The sequence below is a fragment of the Paraburkholderia ginsengiterrae genome, from assembly GCF_001645125.1.
In the GTDB taxonomy this organism is placed as follows: Bacteria; Pseudomonadota; Gammaproteobacteria; order Burkholderiales; family Burkholderiaceae; genus Paraburkholderia; species Paraburkholderia ginsengiterrae.
The window spans coordinates 72,387-99,084 of record NZ_LXKA01000349.1 but is presented as its reverse complement, the minus strand read 5'-3'; the positions used below and the strand labels follow the sequence as shown (position 1 = coordinate 99,084).

Sequence of the window (26,698 nt, the reverse complement as noted above, 5' to 3'; positions counted from 1 at the left end):
ACCAGAGATCGACCCAAAGGAGCCATGCATGTCCAACCCGCAGCCAGCCGTACGCCGCGTCGCCATCCTGGGGGGCAACCGCATTCCGTTTGCCCGCTCGAACACCGCCTACGCAAGCGCGTCGAACCAGGACATGCTGACCTTCACGCTGCAAGGCCTGATCGACCGCTACAACCTGCACGGCGAACGTCTGGGTGAAGTCGCGGCCGGCGCGGTCATCAAGCATTCGCGCGACTTCAATCTGACGCGCGAAGCCGTGCTGTCCACCACGCTCGCGAAAGAGACACCCGCGTATGACGTACAGCAGGCTTGCGGCACCGGGCTCGAAGCGGCGATCCTCGTGGCCAACAAGATCGCCCTCGGGCAGATCGAGGTGGGCATCGCGGGCGGCGTCGATACGACCTCCGATGCGCCCATCGGCGTCAACGAGAAGATGCGCAAGATCCTGCTCGAAGCGAACCGCGGCAAGAGCACGGGCCAGCGCGTCGGGGCGCTGGCCAAGCTGCGCCCCGGCATGTTTTTCAAGCCGCTGCTGCCGCGCAACGGCGAGCCGCGCACTGGCCTCTCCATGGGCGAGCATTGCGAACTGATGGCCAAGCGCTGGAACATTTCGCGCGAGGCGCAGGACGTGCTCGCCTTCGACAGCCACCGCAAGCTCACCCAGGCGTACGCGCGCGGCTTCGTCAACGACCTGATGACGCCGTACCGCGGCCTCGCGCGCGACAACAACCTGCGCGCCGACCTGACGCTCGAAAAGCTCTCCACGCTGAAACCGGTGTTCGACCGCGACGCCGGCACGCTGACCGCAGGCAATTCGACGCCGCTCACCGACGGCGCCTCCGCCGTGCTGCTTGCAAGCGAAGACTGGGCGGCGAAGCACGGGCTGCCGGTGCTTGCGTATCTGAGCTGGTCCGAGACCGCCGCCGTCGACTTTTTCGACAAGAAGGAAGGCCTGCTGATGGCGCCCGCCTACGCCGTGCCGCGCATGCTGGCGCGCGCCGGCCTCACGCTGCAGGACTTCGATCTGTACGAAATCCACGAAGCGTTCGCCGCCCAGGTGTTATGCACGCTCGCGGCGTGGCAGGATGACGAGTATTGCCGCACGCAACTCGGACTGCCGGGCCCGCTCGGCACGATCGATCGGGCAAAATTGAACGTGAACGGCAGCTCGCTCGCGACCGGTCATCCGTTCGCGGCGACCGGCGGTCGCATCGTCGCCAGTCTCGCAAAAATGCTCGCGCAACTCGACAAACCGGCCGGCACGGCGCGCGGGCTGGTCTCGATCTGCGCGGCGGGTGGCCAAGGGGTCGTCGCGATTCTGGAGCGTTGACCACGTCCAACGTTGCGGCGCTGGATTCGCCGTATGCTTTTGCTTCACACGCTACATGCTGCACGCTGCACGCGGTCCAACCCGCCGCGTCGATTGATTCAATGACTGGCCGCAAATCCGGCACACTAACAGAGGAAGCCACGGCTTCAGGAGACGACCGATGACCCAGCCCAACCACGACCCGCTCCCGCCCGGCGCAGTAGCCGCGGCGCCGAATCGCGCGCCCAACACCGACGGCATCTGGTACGCGTCGTATCCGGCGGACGTGCCGCGTGAAATCGACGTTGCGCAATACGAATCGGTCGTGCAGTTCTTCGACGAATGCATCGAGAAGTTCCGCGAGCGCGTCGCATATGTGAGCGTGGGCGCGAACCTGACCTACGGCGAACTGGGCCGCAAAGCCACGGCATTTGCCGCGTATCTGCAAAGCATCGGCGTGAAGCCGGGTGAGCGCGTGGCGATCATGCTGCCGAACACGTTCCAGTATCCGGTGTCGCTGTTCGGTGTGCTGAAGGCCGGCGGCGTGGTGGTCAATGTGAATCCGCTCTACACCGTGCGCGAACTCGCGCATCAGTTGAAGGACAGCGGCGCGCAAACCATCATCGTTTTCGAGAACTTCGCGAAAACTGTAGAGGATGCGCTACCTGGCACCAAGATCCGCAACATCATCGTGACGGGGCTGGGCGACCTGCTCGCCGACGGCTTGAATCCGAAAGGACGCCTGCTCAATTTCATGCTGCGGCACGTGAAGAAGATGGTGCCCGCGTACAACCTGCCGCAGGCGGTGCCGCTTCTCAAGGCGCTCGCGACCGGCTACACGCGGCCGCTCACGCCTGTGCGCCTCACCCACCACGACATCGCGTTCCTGCAGTACACCGGCGGCACGACCGGCGTCGCCAAGGGCGCGATGCTCACGCACAAGAACATCATCGCCAATCTGCTGCAGGCCAAGGCGTGGTCCGAAGGGCAGTTGAGCGGCGACATCGAAACGGTGCTCACGCCGCTGCCGCTCTATCACATCTACTCGCTGACCGTGAACGCGATGATCTTCATGGGGCTGGGCGGACGCAATATCCTGATCGCCAATCCGCGCGACATGAAGCGCGTGATGATGATCATCCGTCACGAGAAATTCACCGGCATGACCGCGGTGAATACGCTCTACAACGCGTTCCTCGAAAACGAAGAGTTCTGCAAACGCGACTTCTCGAACCTGAAGCTCGCCATGGCGGGCGGCATGGCCACGCAGAAAGCGGTCGCCGAGCGCTTCAAGGCGGTCACCGGCAAACCGATCATCGAAGGCTACGGGCTGACTGAATGCTCGCCGATCGTATCGATGAATCCGGTCGACCTGAGCAACATGCGCGACTTCGAGGGCTCGATCGGCCTGCCCGCGCCCTTCACCCAGGTGCGCTTCAGGAAAGACGATGGCAGCTGGGCCAACATCGGCGAAGCGGGCGAATTGTGTGTGAAGGGCCCGCAGGTGATGAAGGGCTACTGGAACCGTCCGGAAGAAACCGCCAAGGTGATCGACGAGGACGGCTGGCTCGCCACCGGCGACATCGGCGTAATGGACTCGGCCGGCTTTATCCGTCTGATCGACCGGAAAAAGGACATGATCCTGGTGTCGGGCTTCAACGTCTATCCGAATGAAATCGAAGACGTGATCGCGGCCCATCCCGACGTGCGGGAAGTCGCGGCAATCGGCGTGCCCGACGCGGCGCAGGGCGAGAAAGTGAAGGTGTTCATCGTCAAGCGCAATCCAGCGCTCACCGCGGAACAGGTGATCGCGCATTGCCGCAAGAATCTCACGGGCTACAAGGTGCCGAAGCTCGTGGAGTTCCGCGACGAGCTGCCGCAAACCAACGTCGGCAAGATCCTGCGCCGCGCGCTGCGCGACGAGGAACTCGCGAAGCAAAAGCCTGCCTGACAGACAAGGCGCTTCGCTTCGCGTCGTCTTACGGAGAGATTCATGACGTACCGCATGTCCGCACGCTCGCGCCGCACGCCATCGAGCAGATTCCTGAGCGCCGCCCTGCTCGCGGCGTCGGGGGCGTTGGTGGCTTTTGCGGCCATCACCGCGCCCGCGGCCTTCGCGCAAAACGACGACACGCCGCCCGCGCTCGACACCGCCAGCGCCGTCAAGCCGCCTGCCACGCCGGCCAAGCAGGCCGGCAAGCTCACGCTGGATCAGCAGGTCAAATGGCTGCGCGCCGCGCAACAGAGCGGCGCGCTGGAAAAGCTCGACGACGAGCAACTGGTCGCGCTGTTCCAGTCGCTCGATCCGCTCGCGTTGCCGCGCTATATCAAGGAAGGGCCGAACGGCTACCCGTCGTACGAGTTCACCATGGCGCGCTCGGAACGCATTCACGGCCAGTGGCCCGACAAGCCCGATCACATGCTGGTGCGCCTCGCGCACGAGCCGCTGCGCATCTACGCGAAGTGGCTGCCCGACGGCGCGCACGCCGGCCAGGAAATCATCTACGACGAGTCGAAGCGCACCGACGAAATGTATGGGCACCTGGGCGGCATCATGAATGTCATGCCGCTGTGGACTTCGCTGAACGGCGCCCTCGCCCGCGCGCAATCGAACCATCAGGTACGCGATCTCGGCACCGAATACATTGCGAACCAATACCTCGCGGAGGGTAAGAAATATATCGAAGCCGGTGTGCCGCGTTCGACCCAGGTGGATGTCAGGACGGTGGACGGCGTGCGCGTGGTGGCCTTCACGTTCGAGTCGCCGACCGGTCAGCCGCAGTTCTACGCGAAGAAGGAAACACTCGGCCTCGATCTGCGGCATCCCTATTTCCGCACTGTCGAGTCCTACGGCAACGACGGCAGGATCTTCGAGAAGATCGTCTTCGAAAACATCACGCCGAAAGCATTCGACGACTCGACCTTCGATCCGCAAAACAAGGCCTACAAGTTCTAACCCAACGCGCGCGGTCCGAATGCAAAGGCGACATGCGCGAGTTGCGAGCCGGAAGCCGCACTTTGCACAAGGCAGTGTTCGACCCGGTGTCCCGCACCCGTGGCGAGCTGTTCGAGAACGAAGTAATCGGAGGCCCGCGTAAGGCCTATCAGGGCCGCCGGCATGGTTGCCGCCCCGGGCGTGGCGCGAAGCAGCGGTGCAAGCGCCATGTACCAGAGCGCTCCGATGTCGTCGCCGGCTTCGAGAACAGTCCATCGCCATTGCGCGGCATAGCCGGCGAACGCCGCGCCCTTAGCGAGCGTGGAGTCGATCACCGCCACCGCAGGGCGACTGAGCGAAAAGCCTTCAAGCCACGGCCACGCGCAGGCGGCCGCGCCTGGCACGCATACGGCGGTTGTCATGAAAGTTCGCCGGTCCATGGCTCTCTCCTAATGCTACTGTCGCCCTGTCGCGCGCGCCGCACGCGCTCAGGTGTAGCCTCGCCGGTCGCGCCATGCCGCCGGCCAGATGCCCTGCTTGCCGGGCGCCAGAATGCCGTTCGGGTCCAGCGCGTCCTTGATCGTTTCCGACAGCCGCAGCAAGGCGCCGTCGTTGAAGCTGTACTGGGCCGCGGCAAAGTCCATATACGCGAGATGCGCGCGATATTCGCCGTAACCCGCCGCGCGCGCGTCGCTCATCAGCGAGCGCAGCAGCTGGCCGGCCTGCTCGACCTGATTCGCGTCGCCGCGGTCGAAGATCGCCGCGAAAATGTGGTGCAGATGGCGCTCACCCGCCGTAAAGCCACCGTAGTAGTCGAAGCCGTATTCCGCGGCGCGCGTCTTGACCATCGTGTACTGGCGCAGCGCGTCGCGCCCGGTCGCCGGACACACCGGGGCAAAGTCCACATGCGCGCCTGCGCCCCCGCGCCAGTCGAGCATGCGAAACGCGCTCATCGCCGGAATGCCGGCGAGGTTGCGATCGCCGCCCGCGGTGGGTTGCGCATCGCTCGCTGCATTGCCCGCTGCATCGCCCATCGCATTGCCCGCGTATCGCTTCGCAAAGAACCGCGCCTGAGGCACGCGCGCGAACGCGCGCTGCACGATCGCCAGGCGCGCGTCGATCAGTTCGGGCGTGCCGTATAGCGCGAAATGCAGATTCCAGCGGCCGACATCCAGCTTCTCGAGCATCGCCGCCACCGCGCGCTCGGGCATCGCGCCGGGGCCCTCGTACCATTGCGCCCGCGTCGACAAACCGGCGGCGCGGCGCAAGCCGCCTTCGATCACCACGTGGTTGCGGATCGTTTCATCGAGCCGCAACGGCCGCAAGATCTCCACGATCGCTTCGAGATCCGCCTCGTGCTGAAACTGGATTTCGCCAAGCAGATACGCGGGCGGCGCGGGCATCAGCCAGACCCCCAGTTTCGTGACGATGCCGTAGTTCGACTGCATGAACATCGCATCGAACGAAGGTCCGTAACCGGGCTGATAGAGCTGCCACGCGGTGCCGATTTCGATGCCGCCCATGCCCGTGCGCAGCACATCGCCGTTGGCGAGCACCACCTCCATGCCGCACTGCTTCGCCGCATGATCGCCGTACGCGGTATAGCCGAAGCCGCGCTCGAGCGTATTGCCGACCACGCTGCCCCAACCGGCCGCGGGCGGATCGACCCACAGCTTGTGGCCGTGCTCGCGCAGATACGCGTGCAGATCGAAGTAAGTCACGCCCGGCTCGACCAGCGCATACGCGAGCGTCTCGTTGACCTCGATGATGCGGTTCATCCTGTGCAGATCGAGCACGACCGATCCCGGCAGCCGCGGCGCGGCGCCGCCGTACGCGAAGTTGCGGCCGGTCGAGACGGTCCAGAGAGGAATGCGATATTGATTGGCAACGCGCAGCACCGCGCGAATTTCGTCGACGGAACCGGGCAGCAGCGTGGCGCTCGCCGAAAACGCTGCGCGCTCGCCGGGCGCGAACGGATCGAGATAGGTGGCGAGCCCGGCCGCCGAGGTCACCACTTGCGGCTCGCCAACAATGGAGCGCCAGCTGGCGAGCGCGAGGTCGAACTGCGCGGCGGACAGGTTCGGCGGCAGGCTGCGGCTCACGACACCTCCCTCGCCACCGCGCGTGCGGGCGGCAGCGTGTTAGCGATGCATGCCTCCACCACCGCCGTGCAGCATGCCACTCGAGCCGCCCCACATGTGCATGGACGACCCGCCGTGCCAGCCGCCGTGCCCGCCCATGCCAGACGATCCATGCACGAAATGCACATGATCCATGTGATGGTGATGATGAAACCGGTCGATGAAGACGATCGACACGCCGCCGCCGAACACCACCGGCGGCCCCCAATACCATGGATCGTAGTAGTAGACAGGCCCATACGCCAGATATTGCGCGGCGGTATCGTCCTCGGCGATCTGCCAGCTGCCGTCCGGCTGCAGACAGGCGCGGCCGGTGATCTGCTGCGTGACGCCGTCGATTTCCGCCTGCCCCGCCACCAGCCGGCAGGTCGGCTCGCCGGGGCCCGGCGCGCTCAGGTCCGCTTGCGCGGCGACCGGCGGCGCCTCGACCGGCGCCGCGCAAGCGGCGCACAGGCACGCACAGGCCACGCCGCCACACAGCCCGGTGCCGAAATGATGAAAGTTGCGCATGATTGTGCTGCCTCGACGCGCCGGCGTAGCGACTCGCAAGAAGCGTGTCGGCACCGTGAAGACATCGTCGGTTTGCCTTGCTCGACACCCTGCCGTGAGCGCGCGAACGCGTGGGGACGGCGTGATCCAGCACACAGTAAACGCGCCGCCGCGCAACGCTATTCCGCCTGGACGGCGGCGGCACGAGGCGTTTCTGTTACCGGCTGTTGCAGAGCCGGCGCACTACTGCCACGTCTCCGGCTTGCCGCCGAGCGCGCTGCATACTTCGATGGCGATCGAGCGCAGCTTGCCTTCGGCGATCGGCCCGGACAACGCATACCCCATGCCGTCGCTGACCCAGTAGAAGGTGCTCCGGTTGCCGTCGCGCAGCAGCCGGAACGCGGTTTCGTCGCGCGCCGTGCCGCTCACGTAGAGCGTGAGCCGCGCGCCGCCGCTGTTCTCGTACATGAACTGCGCCGCCGGCCCCGCCTCGCCGGGCAGGAGCCGCCCGCCCACCAGCGAATAACCGTATTCCTGCAACGACGGCACGGACAGCGGCCGGTTGAGCCGTTTGGAGAGCCAGGTGATCAGATGCTCTTCTTCGCTTGCCGCGACCTCCACCGGATGCCGCCGCTCAGGCGTGTAGACCGCGTAGGCAATATCCGCGCGCTGGGCGAAGCTCGGCGGCCGGTTCGTCAGACCGTCCCAGGCGCCGCCGGTCAGGCGCGGCGCGAGCGGCCCCAACGCGAGCACGAGCCCCGCGCCGGCCGCCAGCCAGCACGCCGCAAGGCCGGCCCGCTGCCACCACGGCGCAAACCGGCGCACCACGATGAAGGCGGGTTCGGCGGCATCGTCGAGCGCATTGCGCCCGTTATGCTCGCTGCGCTGCGGCGCGCCGCACAGCGCGCGCAACGCGGCTTTCTGCGCGCGCCACGACGCCACACGCGCGGCGGCCTGCGGGTCCTCTCCGAGGCGCTCCTCGATCGCGGCGCGCTCCGCGCCCGGCAATTCGCCGTCGACAAACGCCGACAGCGCTCGCAGATCGAGCCCGTCGGGCAGGCTGGAATCGTGGTCGTCGTTATTCATCACGGATTTCTCACTACTTTCAACGGTGGCGCTTTACGCGCCGCCCCTTGCCCCTGAACCGGTCCTTCAGTCAGCAGTGCGCGCAAGTGTTCGCGCGCGCGCGACAGCCTCGACATCACCGTGCCGATCGGCACCCCGAGGGCGCTCGACGCTTCCTGATAGGTCAGTTCCTCCACGCAAACCAGCAACAGCACTTCACGCTGTTCGACCGGCAGACAATACAGCGCGCGCTGCAGATCGCGCAGCACCAGACCGTCGACCTCCCCCTGCGGCGCTTCGAGATTGCGCCACGGCGCGCTCTCGTCGTCGACGGCGATCTCGCGGCGGCCGCGCAGCTGGTCGATGTACAGATGCCGCAGGATCGTAAGAAGCCATGCGCGCAGGTTGCTGTTCGGCCGGAACGCGGCCCAGCGCGCGAGCGCCCGCTCCGCCGTATCCTGCACGAGGTCGTCGGCCCACGCGCGGTCACCCGTCAGTGCGCGCGCATAGCGGCGCAACTGCGGGAGCCACGAAATCACTTCCGCTTCGAAACTCACCCGGCGTGCTGCGCTCAGTAGCCGCCGCCGCTGCCGCTTCCGCCGCTGGAGCTGGAGGCGCCGCTGTCGGTCGTGGAGGTGCACCCGCTGGTGGCGAGCGAGCCCAGCGCGAGCGCCAGCATGACGAAAACGGCGGAAAGAATGCGCGATACCTTCATGTCGAATCTCCTGAGGAGCACCCGGACGCTTCGCGCGGCCGGAAAGGCGGTCGGCGACGCGCACCATGCAGCGTCGCCATGCCTGAAATAACGCGGACCGGCGGCGCTTTATTCCGCCAAAGGCGCGGCGGCGCGCTATCTTTTTCCGCCATCGGCACCGGGAAGACCTGAGCGTGGCGGAAGAATACGGCATTCGTCCGCAGATTCGTAACTCAACGTTACATCCAATAGTTATCTGGTGCTTATGTGCCCGCAAGCCGTTATAGTGGACGCAGTTCGCCCGTTGGCGCGTTCTGCCCCCACACAGGGTAGAATCGCGGCGAACAACCGTTTTTCTAACCTGAATTGTCCATGGCTTCCGCAGAATCGCATCCGCAAAACGACTTCATGAACGCTGCGCGCAAAGAACGAAAGCGCGTTGAGATTTACCTTGTCAACGGCATTCGCCTGACCGGGTGCATCGAGTCGTTCGATCAGTACCTGGTGATGCTGCGCACGCCTGTCGGCCTGCAAGGCATCTGCAAGCGCGCGATCTCGACGATCCAGCTCGACACCGGCACGCGTCCGGCGCCGCGCGCGGGGCGCCCCTCGCACGGCGAGCACACCACGCGTGGTCCGCACGGTTCGCGTGAACCGCGCGAGCATCGTGAGCCCCGTGAACCGCGTGAGTCGTATGGCGCGCCGTCATCGGACCGTCCTGCGCCCGATCGTAGCAGCGGCACGTCGGACGGCCCGGTAGTCGTCACGCGTCGCCGGCGTCTGTTCGGCACGGGTGGCGACGGCGGCAATCACGGCAACCATGGCGGCAACGAGTAAGCCGCCGCCGCGGCGCTCGGCTACTCCGCTGGATGGCCGAGCCGCTGCAAGATCTTTTCCAGACGCCTTACCTGCAAGTCCGTCAGCTCGAATCCGCATTTGACCGCCAGCAGGCGGCGCCGCCAATAGCCGGCGTCCAGCATGCGCTGCGCCGGTTGCTTCGTTGCCCAATCCAGGTGTAACAGCTCTGCTTCTACGACGTGCGAAGCGTTGAAACGCTGCGCGCACGCGAGTTTGTTTCCGTTCATGTTGTTCGCTGCCTTGTGATCGCGGTTTCTACTTGCGCTCTCCCCGAGCGGGTCGCTGCCGGTCCACTGCGCGCGGCGTCTTGGGACGGCCCACGCGGCCGACGTCTGTTATTTTTGTCGCACACCGTGTTGCGGTGACACACGGAAAACGAATCGATGCGCGATGGATTGAAGATTGTTAAGTCTGGTTAGCCAGCACGCATTCTTCGCGCCCGATCTGTTGGAACTCGCGGTTTTGAAGCAAATGCTTACGGCGCGTGGCCGCGGTCCATCCGTCCGTCATTCGGTGGTGTCGACTTTGCGCTATGCTGAATTGCCGACTCTCTTCCAACGGAGTACGTCATGACCAGCAAGAAGCAATCCACCCCTCACCCGACGCAAACGCAGGGGTCCGCCGAATCCGCGGAAAGCCGCCTCGACGAGGCGCTTGACGAAAGTTTTCCGGCCAGCGATCCGATCGCCGTCGACACGACCGACCCGCATCACTCGCCGGCGAAGCAGTCGTCTTCTGAAGGTAAAAAGCGCAGTTAGAACGGAGGTTTTTTCTTACGGCAGCGTAAGAAAAAATGGAGGCAGCCCACGCTGTGGCCTGGTGGCCCGCGCGGTGCGTCTGGAAGAATCTGGATGTATTTGGCTGCGTCTGCCAAGTGGCAGATCAGGAATGATCGTTACGGGACAAAGTGCCGTGTAAAGCACTAAGCCGGAGGCGAACTCAGAGGGGGCCAATGGCGCAATGCCATGCCCCCCGCCCTGTCCACCTGGCGCTCTTCAGACCCACGCGCTCAACGTGTGGCTCAGTGTGTGGGCAAGCCGCTTTCCAGCTGACGCTGCAGTTCGCGCACCTGACGCTGCGCGGCACGCAACTGGTCTTGCGCAACAGCCTTCTGCTGAGCCAGCGCCGTTGCTTCGGCGCGGGACTGCTGCTGCTGGCTCGCCACGATGTTCTGCTGCTGGCGCGCGACGTCGAGGTCGGCCTGCAGGCGGTTGGCGCGGTCCTGCGACAACGCGACCATCCGCTCCGTGAACGCCTTCTGCGCCTCGAGCTGCGTGCGGCGAATCTCGACGTCGGAGAGCTGCAGCGTCTGACGCACGAAATCCTTGTAAATCATGTCGGCGCGCGTCGCGTCCTGCGTTTTGATCACGCGCCAGAAATTTTTCTGCTGGAACAACGCCACGTAGTACGTCATTTCCTTGCCGTAAAACAGCAAGCTCGCGCCGTAAGTACCGTTGTATGTCGTGCGCAATTCGCTCAGATCCGAGCCATGGATCATCTGCTGCAATTCCGCAACATTCCCCGCGGCGGACTGCTTCGCCTCGTCCGGCGTCAGCGCATTGGTTTGCGCCTGCCCCGCCTGCGAAGTAGCCGGCAACGCCGTGGTCGTGCCTGGTTGTGAAAGAACGCCAGCGCTCGCGCCATTGTCCGGCAGAGCCTGAGCATTCACGCCTTGCGCCACCCCCATCGCGATAACTGCTGCCAGCACTATCTGTCGTAGTTTCGACTTTCGGTCCATGTAAATCCTGCTTGAACAGTTTTTGTTTTAGTACAGCCGTCCCATTATTACTCAGATTCGCGCGTTTCGGGTTCTTCGTCGAAAATTTGGTACTTGCGCATCTTCTCCCACAACACCTTGCGGCTGATGCCCAGATGGAGCGCCGTATCCTGGCGGCGCCAACCGTTTGCGTCAAGTGCGGCGAGCACCCGATTGCGCTCGGCCATGTCCCATTTGCTGCGGTCCACCAGCACTTCGGCCACGCTCTCGACCGGCACCGGCTGGCTGGTGCGCGCGAGCGCGAGGAGCCGCTGCAGGCGCGCCGCATCCCAGGCGCCGATCTGCCGCACCGTCACGCCGATGCGCTCGGCCAGGTTGCGCAACTCGCGCACGTTGCCGGGAAAATACGTGTCGGCGACGGCGTCGGCGAGCCAGTACGGCAGATCGGCCAACGCGGCGAGCTTCTCGGCGCCGACCACCTGCGCAATGAACGCCTTGAAGATCGCAATCTTGTCGACCGCGCCGCGCTCTTCCAGCGAAGGGATCTTCAGCTCGATCACCGCGAGCCGGTAATACAGGTCGGCGCGGAAGGTACCCTCCTTCACCAGTTGCGGCAGATGCTTGTTGGTCGCCGCCACCAGCCGGAACTCGAGTTTCACCGGCGTGGCCGAGCCGATCCGCGTGACCGCGCTGTCTTCGAGCACACGCAGCAGCTTGACCTGCTGGTAGAGCGGCAGATCGCCGATTTCGTCGAGGAACAGCGTGCCGCCGTCGGCCTGCTCGAAGTAGCCCTTGTGCGCGACCACCGCGCCGGTGAACGAGCCTTTCGAGTGGCCGAAGAACAGCGACTCGAACAGCCCGTCCGGAATCGCGCCGCAGTTCACCGCGACAAACGGGCCTTGCCCGTAGCGGCTGTGTTTTTCGTGCAGCAGTTGCGCGATGCGCTCCTTGCCGACGCCGGTCTCGCCGTGCACGAGCACGCTCGTGTCGCAGTCGGCGAAGGTGTCGACCTCGTGCAGTAGCGCCTGCATGCACTCCGAGTTGGCGATCATCGCGTCGGACTCGTGCGTCTTGGCGCTGTGCGCGCGCATTTGCAGCACGAGCTTGGTGACCATGCCGCGCAGTTCGGCGCAGGTAAAGTCGAGCGGCAGGATGTGCGAGTACTCGGACGGATAAGTGGCCGGATCGTGTTCGCGCGGCGCGGCGCCGACCCACACGACCGGGATGCCGTGCGCCGCCTGCCAGTCGCGCAGGATCAGCGCGCCGCTGTCGATCACCGAGACGCTGATGATCGCGAGCGACGGTCTGAGCGCGGTCCGCTCGGGCGAGATCGCGATGTCGTCGGCACGGATAACTTCGACGTCGAAGCTCGCCATGCAGCGCGCGACCCGGTCGACGATGTCGGCCTTGCCCTCCCAGACGTAGATATCGAGTTCCTCGATTTTGGTGGTGGTTCTCATCTTGTCTTGGTTAGCTAGTTGACCAGTTGCGAGACGCCGCATGTCAGCGACATGTTGTGGACGGTGGCGGTGCCGACTTGTACGCCCAACAGGGAAAGGGTTGGGACGAGGATGGTGTCGAGCAGGCTAAATACGGCTTGAAGGATCGGTGTCAACGTGATCGTCACGAGGCTAAGAATCGGTGTCAGGAGCGCGGACAGATCGTAGCTGCCAAAAACCGAAATCTGCAGCGCAGTAGGCAATGCGGCCAGCAACGGCGTGGTCAAGGCAGCGGCATCGGTGCCGACGGCGTTGGAGTTGGCGCTCTGCGTCGCGTCGAAGCTGCCCGAAGAACCGTTGAAGACGATCGGGGTCGCGCCGGGCGTCAGCAAATATGGCCCGAGCTTATTCAATTGAACGCTCGCGACATTGCCGAATAACGGCACCGAAATGTTCGCCACTGTGATGGGCCCGTCGCAATTCGTATCCGTGCCAACGCAAAACCCTGCAATGCTGGGCGTTACTTTAATCGTGGCGTTGGTGGCGGCCTTGGTGCTTTCGCAGTCGACCGAGGTCAGGTCGGCCTTGCCCGCTGCGACGTTCAGGTTCAGCACGATTGGTGTGCTGAGCGCCGAAATCGTCGCAACGCCGAGGTACAACGTTGGCAGCGCCGGCAGCAGCGTCACTGTCGCGTTGATCGCCGCCGTACGCGCCGTTGTGCGATATGTCCCGCCAGGCAACGTGCCGCCCTCGCCCACCGCCAGCACCGGCGGATGAATAATCTGCAGCGAAATGCCGGCCACTCCCGCCAGCCCGGCCGAAACATTAATCACCGGCGCGTTGCCCTGGGTTCCATCCGGACTGCGCTGCGCGATCTGCGCGGCGACCAGCAGCGCGTCGAAGGCGTTGATCGTGGCGGTCGTCGCGGCGTTCGGATTGGCGAGCCCGAGCGCAAGCAGCCCGGGCGCGGACGGACCGCCATCGCCCACGGTGACGTTCTGACCGCCCGGAATCGCCACGGCCACCTTCTGCAGGATCGCCGCGTTGATCGTGTCGCCGCCTGCCTGCAACGCGCTGACCATGGCGAGCATCAACGACTGAAAACTCACCGTGGTGCCGAGCAAACCCTGCATCGTCGACGCGCCCAGCGCCACCATCAGATCTTCGAGCTTGATGTGCGCGGTCGCGAGGCTCTGCGTGTCGCCCACGCTCAACGACACGCTGGTGCCCAGCAAGCCGCCGAGAATCGCGTTCAGCAGCGCCGATTGCTGCGTGTTGATCGTCGCGATGCCGGTGCCGAGCGAGAACGCGTCGATGTTGGACGCGAACGCGGTGGCCGTTGCGGTGATGTTGCGGGTCGGCCCAAGAAAGAAATACGGCACCATCTGGGTGGTCTGAACCTGCACCGCATTCAGCGGATTGCCGCTCGTGCCGAAGTAAGTGCTGGTGCTCGTATCCCAGCGGCCGCACGTGGTGCTGATGGTCGTGTTGGCGCCGGCCGTAAAACCGTTGGCCGACGCATTCTGCTGCGCCGCCGTGGTGGCGCTCGCGCAACCGCCCGAGGAGCCGATCACCTGCACGCCCGCCATCGCGGCGAGGTCGGCCGTGCGCTGCAACTGCCGCCGCGCGAAATACACATTGCCGACGTCGATTGCCCCGAGCGCCGCGATCGCGATGCTCAGCCAGATCGCCGCCGGTACAGCGACGGCGCCATGCTGACGCGGCGCGCCGGGAACGGGCCGCACCCGCAATGGGCGTGCGTCGCGAGCGGCGAGAGCCGGGCCGGATGGCTGTTTGCGCATGTCAGTTCGAACCGCCGCTGCCGCCGATACCGCCCGTGGCGGGCATCGCGCCACCGTAGCCGCCGTTGCCGGTGTTCAATGCGGAACCATACAGATCGGGAATCTTGCTCTTGAACGATTCCATGTAGCGGCGGTAGGCCAGTCCAGCTTCGGCGCCGAGCATCGGCACCGCCGGCGCGGCTTGCGTGTTGCTGCTTTGCAGGTCGAGCCAGCTCCGGGTCGCGTGCCCCACTTCGCTTGCCCGCACCTCGGGCTGGGTGTTCTGGGCCGCGGGCGCGGCTTCGCTCGTCTGCGCGACAGCGGGCGCGCACGGTCCCAGCAGCGCACCGGCCGTCACTGTCGCCGCCGCGCCGAAGTACAGCATCGACGCTCCCCAACCCCGCGTGGTCGTTTTATTTGTCATTCTTGCTCCGTCATTGCCTGATAGGTCGCCGTGCGCTCACTGCGAGAAACGCTGCAACAGGCGCGGCGCGGGTTCGATGCCCTGCGCGCTCGCGACCGTGCGCGCGTCCGTGGCCGCCGCTCCCGATGGTGGTTGCTGTGAAACCCCGCGCGCTTGCCCGCGCTGCGCGGCGGCCACCTTCGCCGCGTCGCCGCGAATCGCCGCGCGCACGTCCGGGGCGAGCTTCTGCTGATTCATCACCGCCAGCGCCTCGCCCTGGTCGCCGTTGGCGAGCAGATAGAGCGCCACGTTGCTGACGATCTTCGGATTGGTCTGGTCGAGCTCAGCCGCCTTCATCAGCGGCACGCGCGCGCCGTTCACGTCGCCCGCGCGCAGCCGTGCATAGCCGAGGTCCGACAAAGTCACGGCATCGGTCGGCGCGAGCTGGGCGGCCTGCTGCAGCTCCTGCGCGGCGCGCTCGAAGTCGCCGGCCGCGCCGGCGATCAGGCCGAGGCCGCGGTAGCCGCGTGTGGCAAGCGGCGTTTTCAGCAGCTGTCCATACGCATCGGTCGCCGCCGCCGGCTGATCGGTCATGCGCAGCGCGTCGGCACGCAGCAGAATCGAGTCGGGGCTTGCGCCGTACTGCTTGTCGTACGCGTCGATATGCGCGAGCGAAGCGAAGTACAGTCCCTGCGATTGCATCTGGTCGATCAAACCGAGGTACATGCCGGGTGTGTCCGGCGCGGGGTCCTTGCCGGCCTGCTGCGCCAGCACCGCGCGCTCGGCCTGCGGTCCGACACCGTAACCGGTGAGATTGCTGGAGGCGCACGCGCCGAGCAGCGCGAACACAGCCAGCGCCGCCGCGCAGCGGGCGCCATGTGTCAGGACATCGAACGAAATGCGATGAGTCATGGCCATTCCTTAGTGCTTCACAGTGCCCAACGAATGCTGGACCGCCAGCACACCCGGGCCGGCGGTGACGATCATCAGCGCGGGCAGCAGCGTAATGATCATCACGCCCGTCATCTTCACCGCGAGACGGCCAATCCGTTCGCGCAGCATCGCGCGGCGCGTCTCGCGCAGACGGTCGCCAAACTGCTTGAGCGGTTCCTGCACGGCGCCGCCGTGGCGGTCGACCTGCACCAGCAGGCGCATGACCGCGCGCAGGTCTTCGTTGTCGTAGCTCGAAGCGAGCCGGTTCAGCGACTGCTCCCGTGTGCGGCCAGCGGAGAACTGACGCTGCGCGATTTCCAGTTCGCCCGCGAGCACCGGCAACATGCCGTGAAAATCGTTGACCACCACTTGCAGGCTTTGATCGAGCGACAAGCCAACGCCTTGCAGAAGCCGCAGCAGATCGACCAGCAGCGGCAACTCGTCGACGACGGCATTGCGCCGTTTGCTGGCGCGGCGCCTCAGCACGATCTTCGGCACCATGAAGCCCGCCATCATCGAGCTGATCACCACCGCCACGTAACGCGGCCCGTCGACAAAGCGGCTCGCCACCATGCTGGTCAGCACCGGCAGCACGAGAGCGCCCACGATCCGGGTCACCAGGAACAGGCCACGCGTGCGGGTATCCACGAAACCGCACTGTTCGAGCAGCCGGCGATCTTCCTCGGCGACGATCTGGCGGCCGAACGGCGTATCGAGCCAGCGAATCCCGGCATGTGCGAAACGGTCGAGCAGCGCCTTGAAGCCCTTGGCCTGCGCGCTGCGCGCCACCGCCTTCGCGCCGCCTTGAACCCCTTCCCCATTGCGCGCGCCGGCGAGCGCCGCGGCTTGCAGCGCGCGCTCGTCGAGCGCATGGCGCAGCGTGCGTTCGCTGCGCCATGCGGCAGCCACGCGCGTGAGCACCAGACCGGCGATCAGCAGCACGCCGAGCGCGGCCAGAGCGAGTGCGAGCGCGACGAGTTGTTGGGCTTGCATCGTCAGTTCCTCAGGCTCGCCATGCGGTAAAGCAGATACGCGCCCAGCAGTTGCAGTCCGAACGCCAGATAGATGAGCTGCCGGCCGGACGGGTCGAACCACATCGAAGCGAAATAATTAGGATTGGAGAGAATCAGAAAACCGCCGGTGCCGACCGGCAGCATCGCCAGCACCCAGGACGACAGGCGCGTTTCCGCCGACATCGCCACCAGCTCGCGCTCGGCGTGCTCGAGGTCACGCATGAACGAGGCCATGCGCTCGAGCATCACGTCGGCGCGGCCGCCGTATTTGACCGACAGACGCAGCACGGCGCCGACCAGTTCAAGTTCGCGCACGCCATAGATCAGTGCAACCTGGGAGAGCGCGCGATCGATTTCGACGCCGGTGCGCAGCATCCGCGAGACGTAGTCGAGACATTCGCGCAGCGGCGCTTCAGTCGATTGCAACGCGGCCTGGAAGGCGGCGGGCACACTGTTGCCGAGCGTGATCAGCCGCACGATGCCATCGAGAAACAGCGGCAGTTGCCGCACGATCTGCTGACGGCGTTTGTTCACCCGCACCGTCATCAGGAAATAGAAAAACATCGCGCAGGCGATCAGCGTGGCGCACGCCGCGAGCACGCCGCCCACCAGCGCGGCCCAGCCGCACAGCAGCACGACGATCGCGCCGGCGACCAGCGCGGGCCCTTTTGCTTTGGCAATGCCGGCACGCGCCAGGGCGTGCTGCACCATGAAGCGCGCGCGTGCTTGCAGGTAGCGCACGTACTCAAGCCAGTCGGAGCCGGCAGGCGGTGCTTGTGGCGCAATCACCGTCTGCGTCGCCGCCGTGCGCGCGGATGCGGCGCGAGCGCCACCGGGTATGCCACCCCCTGCGCCGCCAGGCATGCCACTCACGGCCGCGCCGGCCGCCATCACCGCCCCTTGAGGAGACGCCACACGGCTGTCGACATATCGTTCCGCAATCACCTGGCCTCTGCGTTGCGTGCCGCGCTGCCACAGCAGCAACGCGAGCGCCGCGCAGAGCAGCGCGAGCGCCGCAAAGACCAGCACCACGCTAGACATTGAAGCCTCCGCCGAAGCCGCCACTGCCACCAAAGCCACCGCCCGAACCGCCAAAACCACCGCCGAAGCCCGCATTGCCGAACGCGTTGCCTGGCTCGTTGCCGCCGCCGAGCGCCTGACGGAACCGCGCCAGTTTGGGCGAGTGCGGATGAATGCCGAGCGACACCCAGTTGTCGAGCTCATCGCCCTCGGCCGTCACTACCGGCTCGTAGCGATACAGCTCCTGAGTCGCAATGATGTTGTCCGACAGCCCCGTCACTTCGGTAATCGACAGAATCCTCCGGCGACCATTGGAGAGGCGGCCGATCTGCACGATAAAGTCGATCGCGTTGGCGATCTGGCGGCGCAGGCTGGACTCGGTGCCCTGGAAGCCGGCGAAGCCCGCCAGCATTTCAAGCCGGTACAGACACTCGCGCGGCGAGCTGGCGTGCACGGTGCCCATCGAGCCGTCGTGGCCGGTGTTCATCGCCTGCAGCATTTCGAGCACCTCGCCGCCGCGCACTTCGCCGACGATGATGCGGTCCGGCCGCATCCGCAAGGTATTGCGCAGCAGGTCGCGAATCGTCACGACACCCGCGCCGTCGAAGCCGCCAGGACGGCTTTCGAGCCGCACCACATGCGGGTGGTTCAGCGACAGTTCGGCGGTGTCTTCGATCGTCACGACCCGTTCCGGCTCGGGAATGTGAAAAGCCAGCGCGTTCAGCAGCGAGGTCTTGCCCGAGCTCGTGCCGCCCGAGACCAGCACATTGCAGCGCGCCGCCACGGCCGCTTCCAGCAATGCGCCGATTTCCGGGCTATAGGTGCCGTTGCCGAGCAGGTCGTCGGGCCGCATCGGATCCTTGCGGAACTTGCGGATCGAGACGATCGGCCCGTCGATCGACAACGGCTCGATCACCACGTTCACGCGGCCGCCGTTCGGCAGGCGCGCGTCGACCATCGGATTCGATTCGTCCAGACGCCGGCCGATCGGCGCAAGAATGCGCCGCACGATCCGCAGCAGATGCGCGTTGTCGGCAAAGCGCACCTGAATGCGCGTCAGAATGCCGTGACGCGACACGTACACGTCGTTGTAGCCGTTGATCAGAATATCTTCGACGGCCGGATCGGCGAGCAGGTCCTCGATCGGGCCGAAGCCCGCGAGCTCCTTGGTCAGCGCCTCGGCGATCAGGCGCACCTCGCTCTCGTTGATCGGAATCCGGCGCAGCCTGACGAAGCTGTCCATCTCCAGATCGACGAACTGGTTGATCGCGTTGCGCGACCAGCGTCCGAACTCGGAGCCGAGCTCCTCGATACGCGTGAGCAGATGCTCGTGCGCAGCGTTCTTGATGTCCTGGAACTGCTGGCTATGCGCGAAAGAAGGCGCGTCGTCGGCAAATTCGATTTCTTTTGCCATCGTCTATGACCGCTTGTAAGTGGTTGGAATGAAGCGCTTGAGCGCACCGAGCGCCGCTTTGCCGCGAGTTTGCGCGGCCGCGCACTGGGCGCCGCCGAGCCGTTCGATCAACGGTTCGAGCGCGCGCGCATACGGATCGCGCGCCGCGACATCGACCAGCAGATGCCCCTGATTGACCGCCTGGCCGAGCGCGATACGCCGCTCCGGCAAGGTGGCGAGCAGCCCAATATCGAGCCGCTGCGCGATCTGCGCGGCGGCGAGGCCGAGATCGGCGTCGAACTTGTTGACGATCAACAGGACCTTCGAGGTATCCACACCCTCTTCGCGCAGCGCGTCGAGCACGCCGACCGCCGATACGATCGAGGCCACGCCCTGATCGCACAGCAGCCAGGTTTCATCGGCGTCCTGCACCACATGGGCGATGAACTCGCTATTGGTGAAGCCGCCGAGATCGACGATCTGCTGGTCGAAGAACGCGCGCAGGCGGTTCAGCAGACCGATCGACGACGAGTACGAGACCTCGCGCATGTCGCTCAGATTCGGCGGCAGCGTGGTGAGCGCGAGGCCGCTCGCGTGATGCGACAGCGCGGTATGCACGAAGGTCTGATCGAAGCGGCGCAGATTGCGCACGGCTTCGACGAAATTGAATTCGCAGCGCGCGTTCAGCAGGAGCGAACCGTCGCCGGCCGGCAGGCCAAGGTCGAGCAAGGCCGCTTGCCGGCCCTGTGCGACGTCGCGCCGCTGCAGCGACACCGCGAGATTTGCGGCCAGCGTGCTCACACCCATGCCGACCCGCGCGCCGAGCAACGCGGTGACGTGGCCGTGACGGCTCACGGGCTCGACGATGTTGTCGAGCACCTGGCGCGTGATACGCAATGCGTCCTCGCAAGGCGCCGAGAGATCGATGAAATCGCGCACCCCGGCGCGCAGCGCGGCCAATGCGCTTTCGGGCTCGGCGAGCGAACCCAGCGCGACGATCTGCATGCCCGGATACGCGGCGCGCACGGCGCTCGCGGCCGCGCTCGCCGCCGCGGCACGGCCGCCGGAAAAATCGACGAACACCAGCGCCGGATTCGGCGCGGCGATGCGCTGCATCAGCATCGACGGATCGAGCGTGGCCGCATCGACCGCGCCGACGCCCACCAGCGTATCGGCGAGCCAATGGACATGTTCGGCGGCTAGCGACGCGAACACGAAATAATCGGTGACCGCCCTTTCAGTCAATGAATGCGTTCTCGCGTTCATGTTGAACATCCTTATGCGGCATGGGCTGCAAAGCCGCCGCGTCGACCTGCTTGCCGGCGGGCGCACGCGGTTCGCGCGCACGCAGGCTCACTTCTGTATTCATCCGGCGCGCCACACGGGCGCCTGCCGGCTTCACTTCGAAAACCCCGGCGACGCATCGCGCGATGCCACGCCGCCGATCAGCGAACGCCATACCGGCCCGTTGCGCTGCTCGGACTGCTCGCCCGGCGTCGACGGCAAGGTCGCGCCCTTGGCGAGCGGCGAGACCAGATGCGGCGTCACGATGATCACCAGTTCCTTCTCGTTCTGCTGGTAGTTCAACTGCTTGAAGAACGTGCCGAGCACCGGCAGATCGCCGAGCAAGGGCACCTTCGACACATTCGACGCCGTCTCGCGGTCGATCAGCCCGCCGATCACGAAGCTCTCGCCATCGCCGAGTTCGACCGTGGTGTCGGCGCGCCGCGTGGTGAACGCGGGCACCGACACGCCGCTAATCGTCACGGCATTGGAGAAGTCGAGCTGGCTCGCTTCCGGCGCCACCTTCAACGCGATGCGTTGCGGGCTCAGCACGGTCGGCGTGAGCGTGAGGCCTACGCCATACGGCTTGAATTCGATCGAGGTGGAGCCGAGCGCCTGCGGCACCGGAATCGGCACCTCGCCGCCCGCGAGGAAGCTGGCGCTCTGTCCGGACAAGGCCACGAGTGTCGGCTCGGCCAGCACGCGCGCGAGGTTGTTGCTCTCGAGCAGACTCAGGTTGGCGAACAGGCCGTGCGTGGCGGAGTTGAAGATCAGGTTGAACGCCGACGAAATCGGCGTCACGCCCGTCAGATTGGGCGCCTGCCCCGCCGTGGCCGACACCGAGGTCAACGCCGACGGCGCGAACGAACCGAACGTGAAGCCGTTGTTCTGCTTGAAGAAGTTAAAGCCCACCTCCTTCAATACTGAACGGCTGAACTCGACCACGCGCACATCCACCTGCACCACCGCGCGGCTCGCCACCGTCGAGGTGTCGAATACCGCTCCGTCCTTGCCGAGCGAACCTTCGGCCGCGACTACGGCGCGCTGGTGGGCTTCCATCGTCGATGACGTGCCCGATACCACCGCGGTGCCGCCAAGCACCTTGACCGTTGGCGTGCCGGCCCCAAGCAGCGATGCGGCCGCGGGTGTGGTCACGTTGACGGTGTATTGCAGCGGCGCGTCACGGTCGCGCGCCCAAAGTATGAGACTGGTGGTGCCCGCCGCCTTGCCGACCAGCAGCACGCCGCCGCGCTTGTCGCCTTTGATGATCAGCACGTCGGCCACCGCCGGATCGCCGATCGCCACGCGCTGCAGCGTGTGGCCGACAGCGAGCTGCTGCTGCGCGCCGACCGTCAGGTCGATGGTCTGCGACGGCGCCGCAAGCGCTGCCTGAGCCGGCTGGGCCGACTGCAAGGCCTGCCCGCGCTGCACCGGTCCGGCCGCATCGGTCGCCGCCGATACGGCCAGCAAGGCCAGCCCGAGCCACGCCGTTTTCCTGAAAGCAAAAATCCGTTTTTTCATGTAGTTATGGAGGCGACTGGCCGCCCGCTCCCTGAAACCGCTTACCAGGCGACCGTCTCGGCACGCCCACCCCGTATCACTTCGATTCCGCTCGTTGCATTGTTGGTATTACGTACGACGCGCACCGGCGTCGGCGGCATCGGCATGCGCGGCAACGGCGGCAGCTTCGCGGCAGCACCGGCGGCGCCCGCATTGGCGCTACCCGACAAGGTGTCGAGCGCAATGCCGGCCGCGGCACGCGTTGAATCCTGCAGCGGCTCGGCGGCACCAGCATGCGCCGCCGTCTTCAGCACGCCCGGATAGACCGGCAACACGCTTTGATCGACTACTTCGGCATCCTGCGGATTGCGCAACGCGAAGATCAGACGCCCGGCACTCTCGGCCAGCGTCAGGCGATCGACATCGGCAACCGGCACCGCCAGCACCGCCGTGCGCACCATGCCATTCGGATCGTTCGAACTGTCGCCGCCCACGGTGGCGTTGCCGAATGCCAGTACGCGCACCTTCGACATCAGCAAACGCGCCTGGGTCTGGTCGATTTCGGCGCCGTTGCTGATATTGCCGTCGCGCTTGAGCGTGAAGAACACATCGACGAAATTGCCGGGACGCAGCCGGTTGCCGACCGCATTGCCCTCGTCCACGCGCACGGCGAGCGCCCGCTCGCCCGGCTGGATGCGCTCGGCGAGCCCCGACGACAACTGCGTTTCCAGCACCGGCGCATCCGCGCCGATGTCCGCGTTCGGCACGCGTCCGGCGAGTTGCCCCGGATCAGTGAAGGCGCCGTTCGGGTTGATCGGCAGACTCTGCACACGCAGTTCGTCGACTGTAATGGGTTTGCCCGCCTGCAACGGACGCGTCGCGACCACCACCGGAAAGCTCGCTTGCGCGGCAGGCGTAGCGACAGCAGGCGCCGGCCGGCGCGACACTGTCCAGGCGAGCAGGCCAAGCAGGACCGCAACCGCGATTAATACGCCGGCAAGAATTTTGGTCAGATTCGGCATGACGATGTGCTGCTTCGGTTAAACGATTCCATGCCGTGCACGCATGCACGGATAACGAGGCCGGGAGCCGGTGCGCGCATCACTGAATGTTCTCCGGATTGAGTTGCACCGTCGCGCTGCTCGACAAGGTGGTCGGCACCGCGTAGCTCAGAAGCGGCAAATTCGGCACCAGCGGATTGGCCTGATAGTTGTACGTCAGCAACACGTTCACGCATTGCATCGCGCCGCCGGGCCCGCACGTCGTGGATGAAGGCGTGCATTGCGTGGACTTCACCAGCGTCGCGACCACCGCCTTCGCCGCCGTGCAGGCCGCGTTGCCACGATTGGTCAACGCGCTTTGCATCGAGGTGTTGCTTTGCCAGTTCAGCGCCGCGCGCGCGCCCTCCTCCGCTGCCATGGTCAGATTCTGCTGCGCCACGAGAATCAGGCTGAAGGTGACAATTGCGTACAGGACAGTAAAAAACAGCGGAAACACCAATGCAAACTCGACGGCCGTGGCGCCACGTTGTGCGCGCTGGTTAGCGCGTGAGCACTGCAAGTGCGTACGTTGCATCGCGGCGGGCTTCATCGCCATCCTCCAGCGGTTCCGTGCAGCACGAGCCAGACGCTTGCAGCCACGGTAAGACAGGCGGCATACGGCGTGGATGCCTTACCGGCCACTTCAAACGTTGCCCCGGATTGACGGAACAGACCCGCGAGCCGCGTGCGGGTCGTGACCAGGAGCCAGAGCGCGTGCGCACCGGCAGCGAGGCTCGCCGCCATCCACAGACCGGGCAACGCGCGCAGGCCGCACCACGCGCCGAGAACGGCGAATACTTTGACGTCCGCAGCACCCATGACACCCAGCGCGAAAAATGGCAGCAACGCGAACAAACCCGTCAACGCACCGATGCCCGCCTGCGCTGGCGAAATTCCGAAAGGCCCGCATTGAAGAAATGCGCAACCGAACGCTGCCACCAAACCAGCGACAGCAATCGAATTGGATATGCGCCTCCAGCGGCAATCGCAAATTGCGACGACCGCAGCCCAGGCGATAAACAACAACGTACCAGCGGGACCATTCATTTCGCACTCGACAGGCGTAGCTGCGCCATGCGAATTGCATAGCAATCCGCATTAGCTCATTCAGCGATGCGTTAAAGCGTCTGCGAAGCGAGCGGCCGACAGACCGCCGGCCACCTCGCAGAACGTTTGACGATTTGCCTTTTACGCGCCAGGAGCGACGATCAGGTTCGCGACGTCCTGCAAAACGGTCGAGATATGCGTGCCCAGCGACGTCACCGCAGTGGCGATGACAAGTACGACCAACCCCGCGATCAGGCCATACTCGATCGCCGTGACGCCTTGGTTATCTCTCAGGAAGCGTTGTGTGAACTTTTTCATTTTTGACCCTCGGACTTCATATATTTCGTTGTATACGTGCCACGTTTTTTTGGTGAACTCATGCAGTACTCCGGCCGTTGGTCTCTCATTCCCGGTCCGGTTTGTTGCATCGCAGTAGCCTCACCCTGCGGCGACCTTCAATAAAACGGTTGCTCATGAGTTGTCTGTTCGATAACCCACCTCCCTCGGCAATCCGTGATGATTTCGGGTTTTATATCCGAACAATCTTAATTAAGCAATTGTTCTTGGCCCCGATGCTCATACCATATGGTCTTTAAACCTCACAGCCAGATTAACGGCACTTCGTGCGTTGCAGCACATAGGAATAACCATGAGTTAGATTCGCTGCACTAATTATTTGTTTGAACAGAACGTTTCAATCGCGCGGCGCCGTTTCGCGCACCTGCGTTACGCATTACATCGTAACGGCGCACCGGGCTCGTTACGTTACGCAGCCCGCGTAACCACCCCGCACATTCCGCTTGGCGGGCGCATCCTGATTCACCGCACGCTTCATCGACTCCTCTCAAAGCCTTGTCGCATAAGGCTCGGCGTCATGCGCCAAAAAAACTTCCGAATTGCTCAGTCGAAATGGCACGGCTCGTGCAGAGGTAGGCACGCAGCAACATCCAACAACACATGCGATTCGAGGGCGACATGAACATTCAAACGGCCAACACGACAGTACGAGCAACCCTGATTGCAGCCAGCGTGGCTGCGATGCTTTCTCTCGGTGCTTGCGGAGGCTCCGGAAGTCTGAGCTCCGGCACCGGCAGCAACGGTAGCGGCTCCGCCGGTGGCACTCTCACCACCAGCGGCGGCAACGGAAGTGGCAGCGGTTCGATGGGTTCGGGCGGCTCGGGTACGGGTTCGGGCACCACCACCGCCAGCAGTGGTTCGGGCACGTCCGGCACGGGGACCGGAACCGGATCGGGTACGGGCACGGGTAGCGCCGCTGTGGCCAACGCGCTCGGCACGGTGGCGGGCAATACCGGTGGTGTCGTCAGCGACGTCGGCTCGACGGTGACAGGTGTCGGCACGGTGATCGGCTCACAAACGCTGCCCGGTGTCAGTTCGCAAACCACGCAGTCCGCCGGCGGCATCGTGCAGCAAGTCGGTTCAGCAGTGTCGACGCTCGGCGGCGGCGTGTCGCAAGGGCTCGGCCAACTCGGCACTGGCGGCAATGCCGTCGGCACGACGGTCTCGAGCCTGGGCGGCGTCGTGAGTCACGTCGGCGGCGCCGTGACGGATGCAGGCAGCCTCGTGACGAGCCTCGGCAGCGGCCCGCTCGCGCCGCTGGCCGCACTCACCACGCCGCTCGGCGGTGTGGTCAACACCCTCGGCGGCGCGATCACCAACGGCGGCGGCACGCTCACCACGGCCCTCTCGACGGGCCCGGTCCAGCAAGTCACGCAAACCCTCAGCACCGCGATCACGCCGATCACGTCGATGGTCGCCGCGACCACGCAAACAGTCGGCACCACCACGGGCCTCGGTGCGCCGCTGAATGGCTTGCTCTCGACTGTCGGCGGTGGACTCGGCAAGGCTGGCACGCTGTTGAGCGCGACCGGCGGCAATCCGGTCACGGCCGCGCTCGGCCATACGGTGACCGACACCGGCACCGTGGTTGCATCGGTAGGCGGCCTGCTGACGGGCGGCAACGGCGGCAATCCGCTGGCTCCGCTCACCAGCGCACTGGGCGGTCTGACCGGCGGCGCGACCAGCGGTCCGCTCGCACCGCTGACCGGCGTGCTCGGCAGCGTAACGGGAGGAACCAGCGGCGGCGCCGGCAGCAGCCCGCTCGCTCCGCTCACGAACGTACTCGGCAGCTTGACGAGCGCCGCAGGCGGTGCATCGGGCAGCGGCAGCCCGCTCGCCCCCGTCACCGGTGTGCTCTCGACTTTGACTAGCGGTCTCTCGGGCGCGACCGGCGGCAGCAGCAGCCCGCTCGCGCCGGTCACCAGCGCTCTCGGCAGCGTAACGGGCAGCCTGGGCGCCGTGGGTGGCGCATCGGGCAGCGGCAACCCGCTCGCTCCTGTCACCGGTGCGCTCTCGAGTCTGACAAGCAGCCTCTCCGGCGCGGCAGGCGGCAGCAGCCGCCCGCTCGCACCGGTCACCGGCTTGCTCTCGACGATCACCGGCGCGCTCGGCAGCGTCGCCACCACCGCCACGCCAGGCGCGACGACGACCACCGCCTCCACCGGCTCCGGCGCAGGCCTGTCGCTGTCGACCACGGCCGGCAAGGGCACCGCAGGCAGCCCGCTGGCACCGGTGACGTCGCTCGTCGGCGGCTTGCTCGGCGGGTTGAACAAGAAGTAA

Annotated in this window: 27 protein-coding genes and 1 pseudogene; 6 read left to right on the top strand and 22 right to left on the bottom strand. The window is 65.4% G+C overall.

The window, feature by feature from the left end; genetic code table 11:
- Positions 1–28 precede the first annotated feature (28 nt).
- The 3 genes from A6V37_RS30485 (at position 29) to A6V37_RS30475 (ending at position 4,265) form a co-directional block, all read left to right on the top strand.
- Entirely contained in the window at positions 29–1,330 is a 1,302-nt protein-coding gene (locus tag A6V37_RS30485; RefSeq protein ID WP_064269723.1) for an acetyl-CoA C-acetyltransferase, read from the top strand.
- Positions 1,331–1,490: 160 nt separating this feature from the next.
- A complete protein-coding gene (locus tag A6V37_RS30480; RefSeq protein ID WP_064286662.1) occupies positions 1,491–3,260 on the top strand; it encodes an AMP-binding protein in 1,770 nt (589 codons plus the stop codon).
- Between the two features lie 42 nt (positions 3,261–3,302).
- A complete protein-coding gene (locus tag A6V37_RS30475; RefSeq protein ID WP_064269721.1) occupies positions 3,303–4,265 on the top strand; it encodes a DUF1571 domain-containing protein in 963 nt (320 codons plus the stop codon).
- On the opposite strand, the gene A6V37_RS30470 is transcribed toward A6V37_RS30475, so the two are convergent.
- The 6 genes from A6V37_RS30470 to A6V37_RS41575 all read right to left on the bottom strand — a co-directional run bounded on the left by A6V37_RS30470 (position 4,262) and on the right by A6V37_RS41575 (position 8,654).
- Positions 4,262–4,684, bottom strand: coding sequence for a hypothetical protein (locus A6V37_RS30470; RefSeq protein WP_064269720.1), 423 nt, complete (start codon positions 4,682–4,684; stop codon positions 4,262–4,264). The genes A6V37_RS30475 and A6V37_RS30470 overlap by 4 nt on opposite strands.
- A gap of 48 nt (positions 4,685–4,732) precedes the next feature.
- A complete protein-coding gene (locus A6V37_RS30465; RefSeq protein WP_064269719.1) occupies positions 4,733–6,346 on the bottom strand; it encodes an FAD-binding oxidoreductase in 1,614 nt (537 codons plus the stop codon).
- A gap of 39 nt (positions 6,347–6,385) precedes the next feature.
- Positions 6,386–6,895, bottom strand: a complete 510-nt coding sequence (locus A6V37_RS30460; protein WP_064286661.1) for a hypothetical protein — start codon at positions 6,893–6,895, stop codon at positions 6,386–6,388.
- A 222-nt stretch (positions 6,896–7,117) separates the two neighbouring features.
- Positions 7,118–7,960: an anti-sigma factor gene (locus A6V37_RS30455; RefSeq protein WP_064269717.1), complete on the bottom strand. Its 843-nt coding sequence runs from the start codon at positions 7,958–7,960 to the stop codon at positions 7,118–7,120.
- Positions 7,960–8,496 carry a sigma-70 family RNA polymerase sigma factor gene (locus A6V37_RS30450; RefSeq protein ID WP_064269716.1) on the bottom strand — a complete coding sequence of 179 codons (537 nt, stop codon included), beginning with the start codon at positions 8,494–8,496 and terminating at the stop codon, positions 7,960–7,962. Before A6V37_RS30450 ends, A6V37_RS30455 begins: the two co-directional genes overlap by 1 nt.
- Before the next feature lie 14 nt (positions 8,497–8,510).
- Positions 8,511–8,654 (bottom strand): hypothetical protein, encoded by a 144-nt coding sequence (locus A6V37_RS41575; protein WP_167361451.1) that lies wholly within the window; start codon positions 8,652–8,654, stop codon positions 8,511–8,513.
- Positions 8,655–9,005: 351 nt separating this feature from the next.
- Between A6V37_RS41575 and hfq the strand changes: the two genes are divergently transcribed.
- Positions 9,006–9,470, top strand: a complete 465-nt coding sequence (hfq, locus tag A6V37_RS30445; RefSeq protein WP_064286660.1) for an RNA chaperone Hfq — start codon at positions 9,006–9,008, stop codon at positions 9,468–9,470.
- 20 nt (positions 9,471–9,490) lie between these two features.
- Here hfq and A6V37_RS30440 read toward each other — a convergent pair whose 3' ends face one another.
- On the bottom strand, positions 9,491–9,718 hold the full coding sequence (locus tag A6V37_RS30440; protein WP_064269714.1) for a hypothetical protein: 228 nt from the start codon (positions 9,716–9,718) through the stop codon (positions 9,491–9,493).
- Between the two features lie 342 nt (positions 9,719–10,060).
- On the opposite strand from A6V37_RS30440, the gene A6V37_RS30435 reads away from it, so the two are divergent.
- Positions 10,061–10,249 (top strand): hypothetical protein, encoded by a 189-nt coding sequence (locus A6V37_RS30435; protein WP_064269713.1) that lies wholly within the window; start codon positions 10,061–10,063, stop codon positions 10,247–10,249.
- A 263-nt stretch (positions 10,250–10,512) separates the two neighbouring features.
- On the opposite strand, the gene A6V37_RS30430 is transcribed toward A6V37_RS30435, so the two are convergent.
- From A6V37_RS30430 to A6V37_RS30365, 15 genes are all read right to left on the bottom strand, one after another.
- Entirely contained in the window at positions 10,513–11,229 is a 717-nt protein-coding gene (locus tag A6V37_RS30430; protein WP_064286659.1) for a DUF2968 domain-containing protein, read from the bottom strand.
- A 47-nt stretch (positions 11,230–11,276) separates the two neighbouring features.
- The gene (locus tag A6V37_RS30425) at positions 11,277–12,668 is read right to left on the bottom strand and encodes a sigma 54-interacting transcriptional regulator (protein ID WP_064286658.1); all 1,392 of its coding nucleotides are present in this window, start codon (positions 12,666–12,668) and stop codon (positions 11,277–11,279) included.
- Between the two features lie 14 nt (positions 12,669–12,682).
- Positions 12,683–14,449 (bottom strand): TadG family pilus assembly protein, encoded by a 1,767-nt coding sequence (locus A6V37_RS30420; RefSeq protein WP_082904882.1) that lies wholly within the window; start codon positions 14,447–14,449, stop codon positions 12,683–12,685.
- Between the two features lies 1 nt (position 14,450).
- Positions 14,451–14,852 (bottom strand): DUF3613 domain-containing protein, encoded by a 402-nt coding sequence (locus A6V37_RS30415; RefSeq protein ID WP_064269709.1) that lies wholly within the window; start codon positions 14,850–14,852, stop codon positions 14,451–14,453.
- 36 nt (positions 14,853–14,888) lie between these two features.
- On the bottom strand, positions 14,889–15,743 hold the full coding sequence (locus A6V37_RS30410) for a tetratricopeptide repeat protein (protein ID WP_157447911.1): 855 nt from the start codon (positions 15,741–15,743) through the stop codon (positions 14,889–14,891).
- A gap of 9 nt (positions 15,744–15,752) precedes the next feature.
- On the bottom strand, positions 15,753–16,757 hold the full coding sequence (locus tag A6V37_RS30405) for a type II secretion system F family protein (RefSeq protein ID WP_064269707.1): 1,005 nt from the start codon (positions 16,755–16,757) through the stop codon (positions 15,753–15,755).
- A gap of 2 nt (positions 16,758–16,759) precedes the next feature.
- Positions 16,760–17,818: a type II secretion system F family protein gene (locus A6V37_RS30400; RefSeq protein ID WP_064269706.1), complete on the bottom strand. Its 1,059-nt coding sequence runs from the start codon at positions 17,816–17,818 to the stop codon at positions 16,760–16,762.
- Positions 17,811–19,211 (bottom strand): TadA family conjugal transfer-associated ATPase, encoded by a 1,401-nt coding sequence (locus A6V37_RS30395; RefSeq protein ID WP_064269705.1) that lies wholly within the window; start codon positions 19,209–19,211, stop codon positions 17,811–17,813. The genes A6V37_RS30400 and A6V37_RS30395 overlap by 8 nt, the downstream gene beginning before the upstream one ends.
- Before the next feature lie 3 nt (positions 19,212–19,214).
- The gene (locus A6V37_RS30390; protein ID WP_064286656.1) at positions 19,215–20,456 is read right to left on the bottom strand and encodes a hypothetical protein; all 1,242 of its coding nucleotides are present in this window, start codon (positions 20,454–20,456) and stop codon (positions 19,215–19,217) included.
- Positions 20,428–20,559 (bottom strand): hypothetical protein, encoded by a 132-nt coding sequence (locus A6V37_RS42915; protein WP_278185291.1) that lies wholly within the window; start codon positions 20,557–20,559, stop codon positions 20,428–20,430. The genes A6V37_RS30390 and A6V37_RS42915 overlap by 29 nt, the downstream gene beginning before the upstream one ends.
- 29 nt (positions 20,560–20,588) lie before the next feature.
- Positions 20,589–21,995, bottom strand: coding sequence for a type II and III secretion system protein family protein (locus tag A6V37_RS30385; protein WP_082902778.1), 1,407 nt, complete (start codon positions 21,993–21,995; stop codon positions 20,589–20,591).
- A gap of 41 nt (positions 21,996–22,036) precedes the next feature.
- Positions 22,037–22,996 carry a Flp pilus assembly protein CpaB gene (gene cpaB, locus A6V37_RS30380; RefSeq protein WP_064286655.1) on the bottom strand — a complete coding sequence of 320 codons (960 nt, stop codon included), beginning with the start codon at positions 22,994–22,996 and terminating at the stop codon, positions 22,037–22,039.
- Positions 22,997–23,075: 79 nt separating this feature from the next.
- Positions 23,076–23,564, bottom strand: a complete 489-nt coding sequence (locus A6V37_RS30375) for a TadE/TadG family type IV pilus assembly protein (protein WP_064286697.1) — start codon at positions 23,562–23,564, stop codon at positions 23,076–23,078.
- Positions 23,561–24,061, bottom strand: coding sequence for an A24 family peptidase (locus A6V37_RS30370; RefSeq protein ID WP_064269702.1), 501 nt, complete (start codon positions 24,059–24,061; stop codon positions 23,561–23,563). The genes A6V37_RS30375 and A6V37_RS30370 overlap by 4 nt, the downstream gene beginning before the upstream one ends.
- A gap of 141 nt (positions 24,062–24,202) precedes the next feature.
- On the bottom strand, positions 24,203–24,379 hold the full coding sequence (locus tag A6V37_RS30365; protein WP_064269701.1) for a Flp family type IVb pilin: 177 nt from the start codon (positions 24,377–24,379) through the stop codon (positions 24,203–24,205).
- Between the two features lie 657 nt (positions 24,380–25,036).
- Between A6V37_RS30365 and A6V37_RS30360 the strand changes: the two are divergent.
- A pseudogene (locus A6V37_RS30360) lies at positions 25,037–26,422 on the top strand (collagen-like triple helix repeat-containing protein); the annotation flags it as partial.
- Positions 26,423–26,698 lie beyond the last annotated feature (276 nt).

Coding starts and splice junctions, on each gene's coding strand:
- A6V37_RS30485 (WP_064269723.1), top strand. CDS start 29: ATGTCCAACCCGCAGCCAGCCGTACGCCGCGTCGCCATCCTGGGGGGC.
- A6V37_RS30480 (WP_064286662.1), top strand. CDS start 1,491: ATGACCCAGCCCAACCACGACCCGCTCCCGCCCGGCGCAGTAGCCGCG.
- A6V37_RS30475 (WP_064269721.1), top strand. CDS start 3,303: ATGACGTACCGCATGTCCGCACGCTCGCGCCGCACGCCATCGAGCAGA.
- A6V37_RS30470 (WP_064269720.1), bottom strand. CDS start 4,684: ATGGACCGGCGAACTTTCATGACAACCGCCGTATGCGTGCCAGGCGCG.
- A6V37_RS30460 (WP_064286661.1), bottom strand. CDS start 6,895: ATGCGCAACTTTCATCATTTCGGCACCGGGCTGTGTGGCGGCGTGGCC.
- A6V37_RS30455 (WP_064269717.1), bottom strand. CDS start 7,960: ATGAATAACGACGACCACGATTCCAGCCTGCCCGACGGGCTCGATCTG.
- A6V37_RS41575 (WP_167361451.1), bottom strand. CDS start 8,654: ATGAAGGTATCGCGCATTCTTTCCGCCGTTTTCGTCATGCTGGCGCTC.
- hfq (WP_064286660.1), top strand. CDS start 9,006: ATGGCTTCCGCAGAATCGCATCCGCAAAACGACTTCATGAACGCTGCG.
- A6V37_RS30440 (WP_064269714.1), bottom strand. CDS start 9,718: ATGAACGGAAACAAACTCGCGTGCGCGCAGCGTTTCAACGCTTCGCAC.
- A6V37_RS30435 (WP_064269713.1), top strand. CDS start 10,061: ATGACCAGCAAGAAGCAATCCACCCCTCACCCGACGCAAACGCAGGGG.
- A6V37_RS30430 (WP_064286659.1), bottom strand. CDS start 11,229: ATGGACCGAAAGTCGAAACTACGACAGATAGTGCTGGCAGCAGTTATC.
- A6V37_RS30425 (WP_064286658.1), bottom strand. CDS start 12,668: ATGAGAACCACCACCAAAATCGAGGAACTCGATATCTACGTCTGGGAG.
- A6V37_RS30420 (WP_082904882.1), bottom strand. CDS start 14,449: ATGCGCAAACAGCCATCCGGCCCGGCTCTCGCCGCTCGCGACGCACGC.
- A6V37_RS30415 (WP_064269709.1), bottom strand. CDS start 14,852: ATGACAAATAAAACGACCACGCGGGGTTGGGGAGCGTCGATGCTGTAC.
- A6V37_RS30410 (WP_157447911.1), bottom strand. CDS start 15,743: ATGACTCATCGCATTTCGTTCGATGTCCTGACACATGGCGCCCGCTGC.
- A6V37_RS30405 (WP_064269707.1), bottom strand. CDS start 16,757: ATGCAAGCCCAACAACTCGTCGCGCTCGCACTCGCTCTGGCCGCGCTC.
- A6V37_RS30400 (WP_064269706.1), bottom strand. CDS start 17,818: ATGTCTAGCGTGGTGCTGGTCTTTGCGGCGCTCGCGCTGCTCTGCGCG.
- A6V37_RS30395 (WP_064269705.1), bottom strand. CDS start 19,211: ATGGCAAAAGAAATCGAATTTGCCGACGACGCGCCTTCTTTCGCGCAT.
- A6V37_RS30390 (WP_064286656.1), bottom strand. CDS start 20,456: ATGAACGCGAGAACGCATTCATTGACTGAAAGGGCGGTCACCGATTAT.
- A6V37_RS42915 (WP_278185291.1), bottom strand. CDS start 20,559: ATGAATACAGAAGTGAGCCTGCGTGCGCGCGAACCGCGTGCGCCCGCC.
- A6V37_RS30385 (WP_082902778.1), bottom strand. CDS start 21,995: ATGAAAAAACGGATTTTTGCTTTCAGGAAAACGGCGTGGCTCGGGCTG.
- cpaB (WP_064286655.1), bottom strand. CDS start 22,996: ATGCCGAATCTGACCAAAATTCTTGCCGGCGTATTAATCGCGGTTGCG.
- A6V37_RS30375 (WP_064286697.1), bottom strand. CDS start 23,564: ATGAAGCCCGCCGCGATGCAACGTACGCACTTGCAGTGCTCACGCGCT.
- A6V37_RS30370 (WP_064269702.1), bottom strand. CDS start 24,061: ATGAATGGTCCCGCTGGTACGTTGTTGTTTATCGCCTGGGCTGCGGTC.
- A6V37_RS30365 (WP_064269701.1), bottom strand. CDS start 24,379: ATGAAAAAGTTCACACAACGCTTCCTGAGAGATAACCAAGGCGTCACG.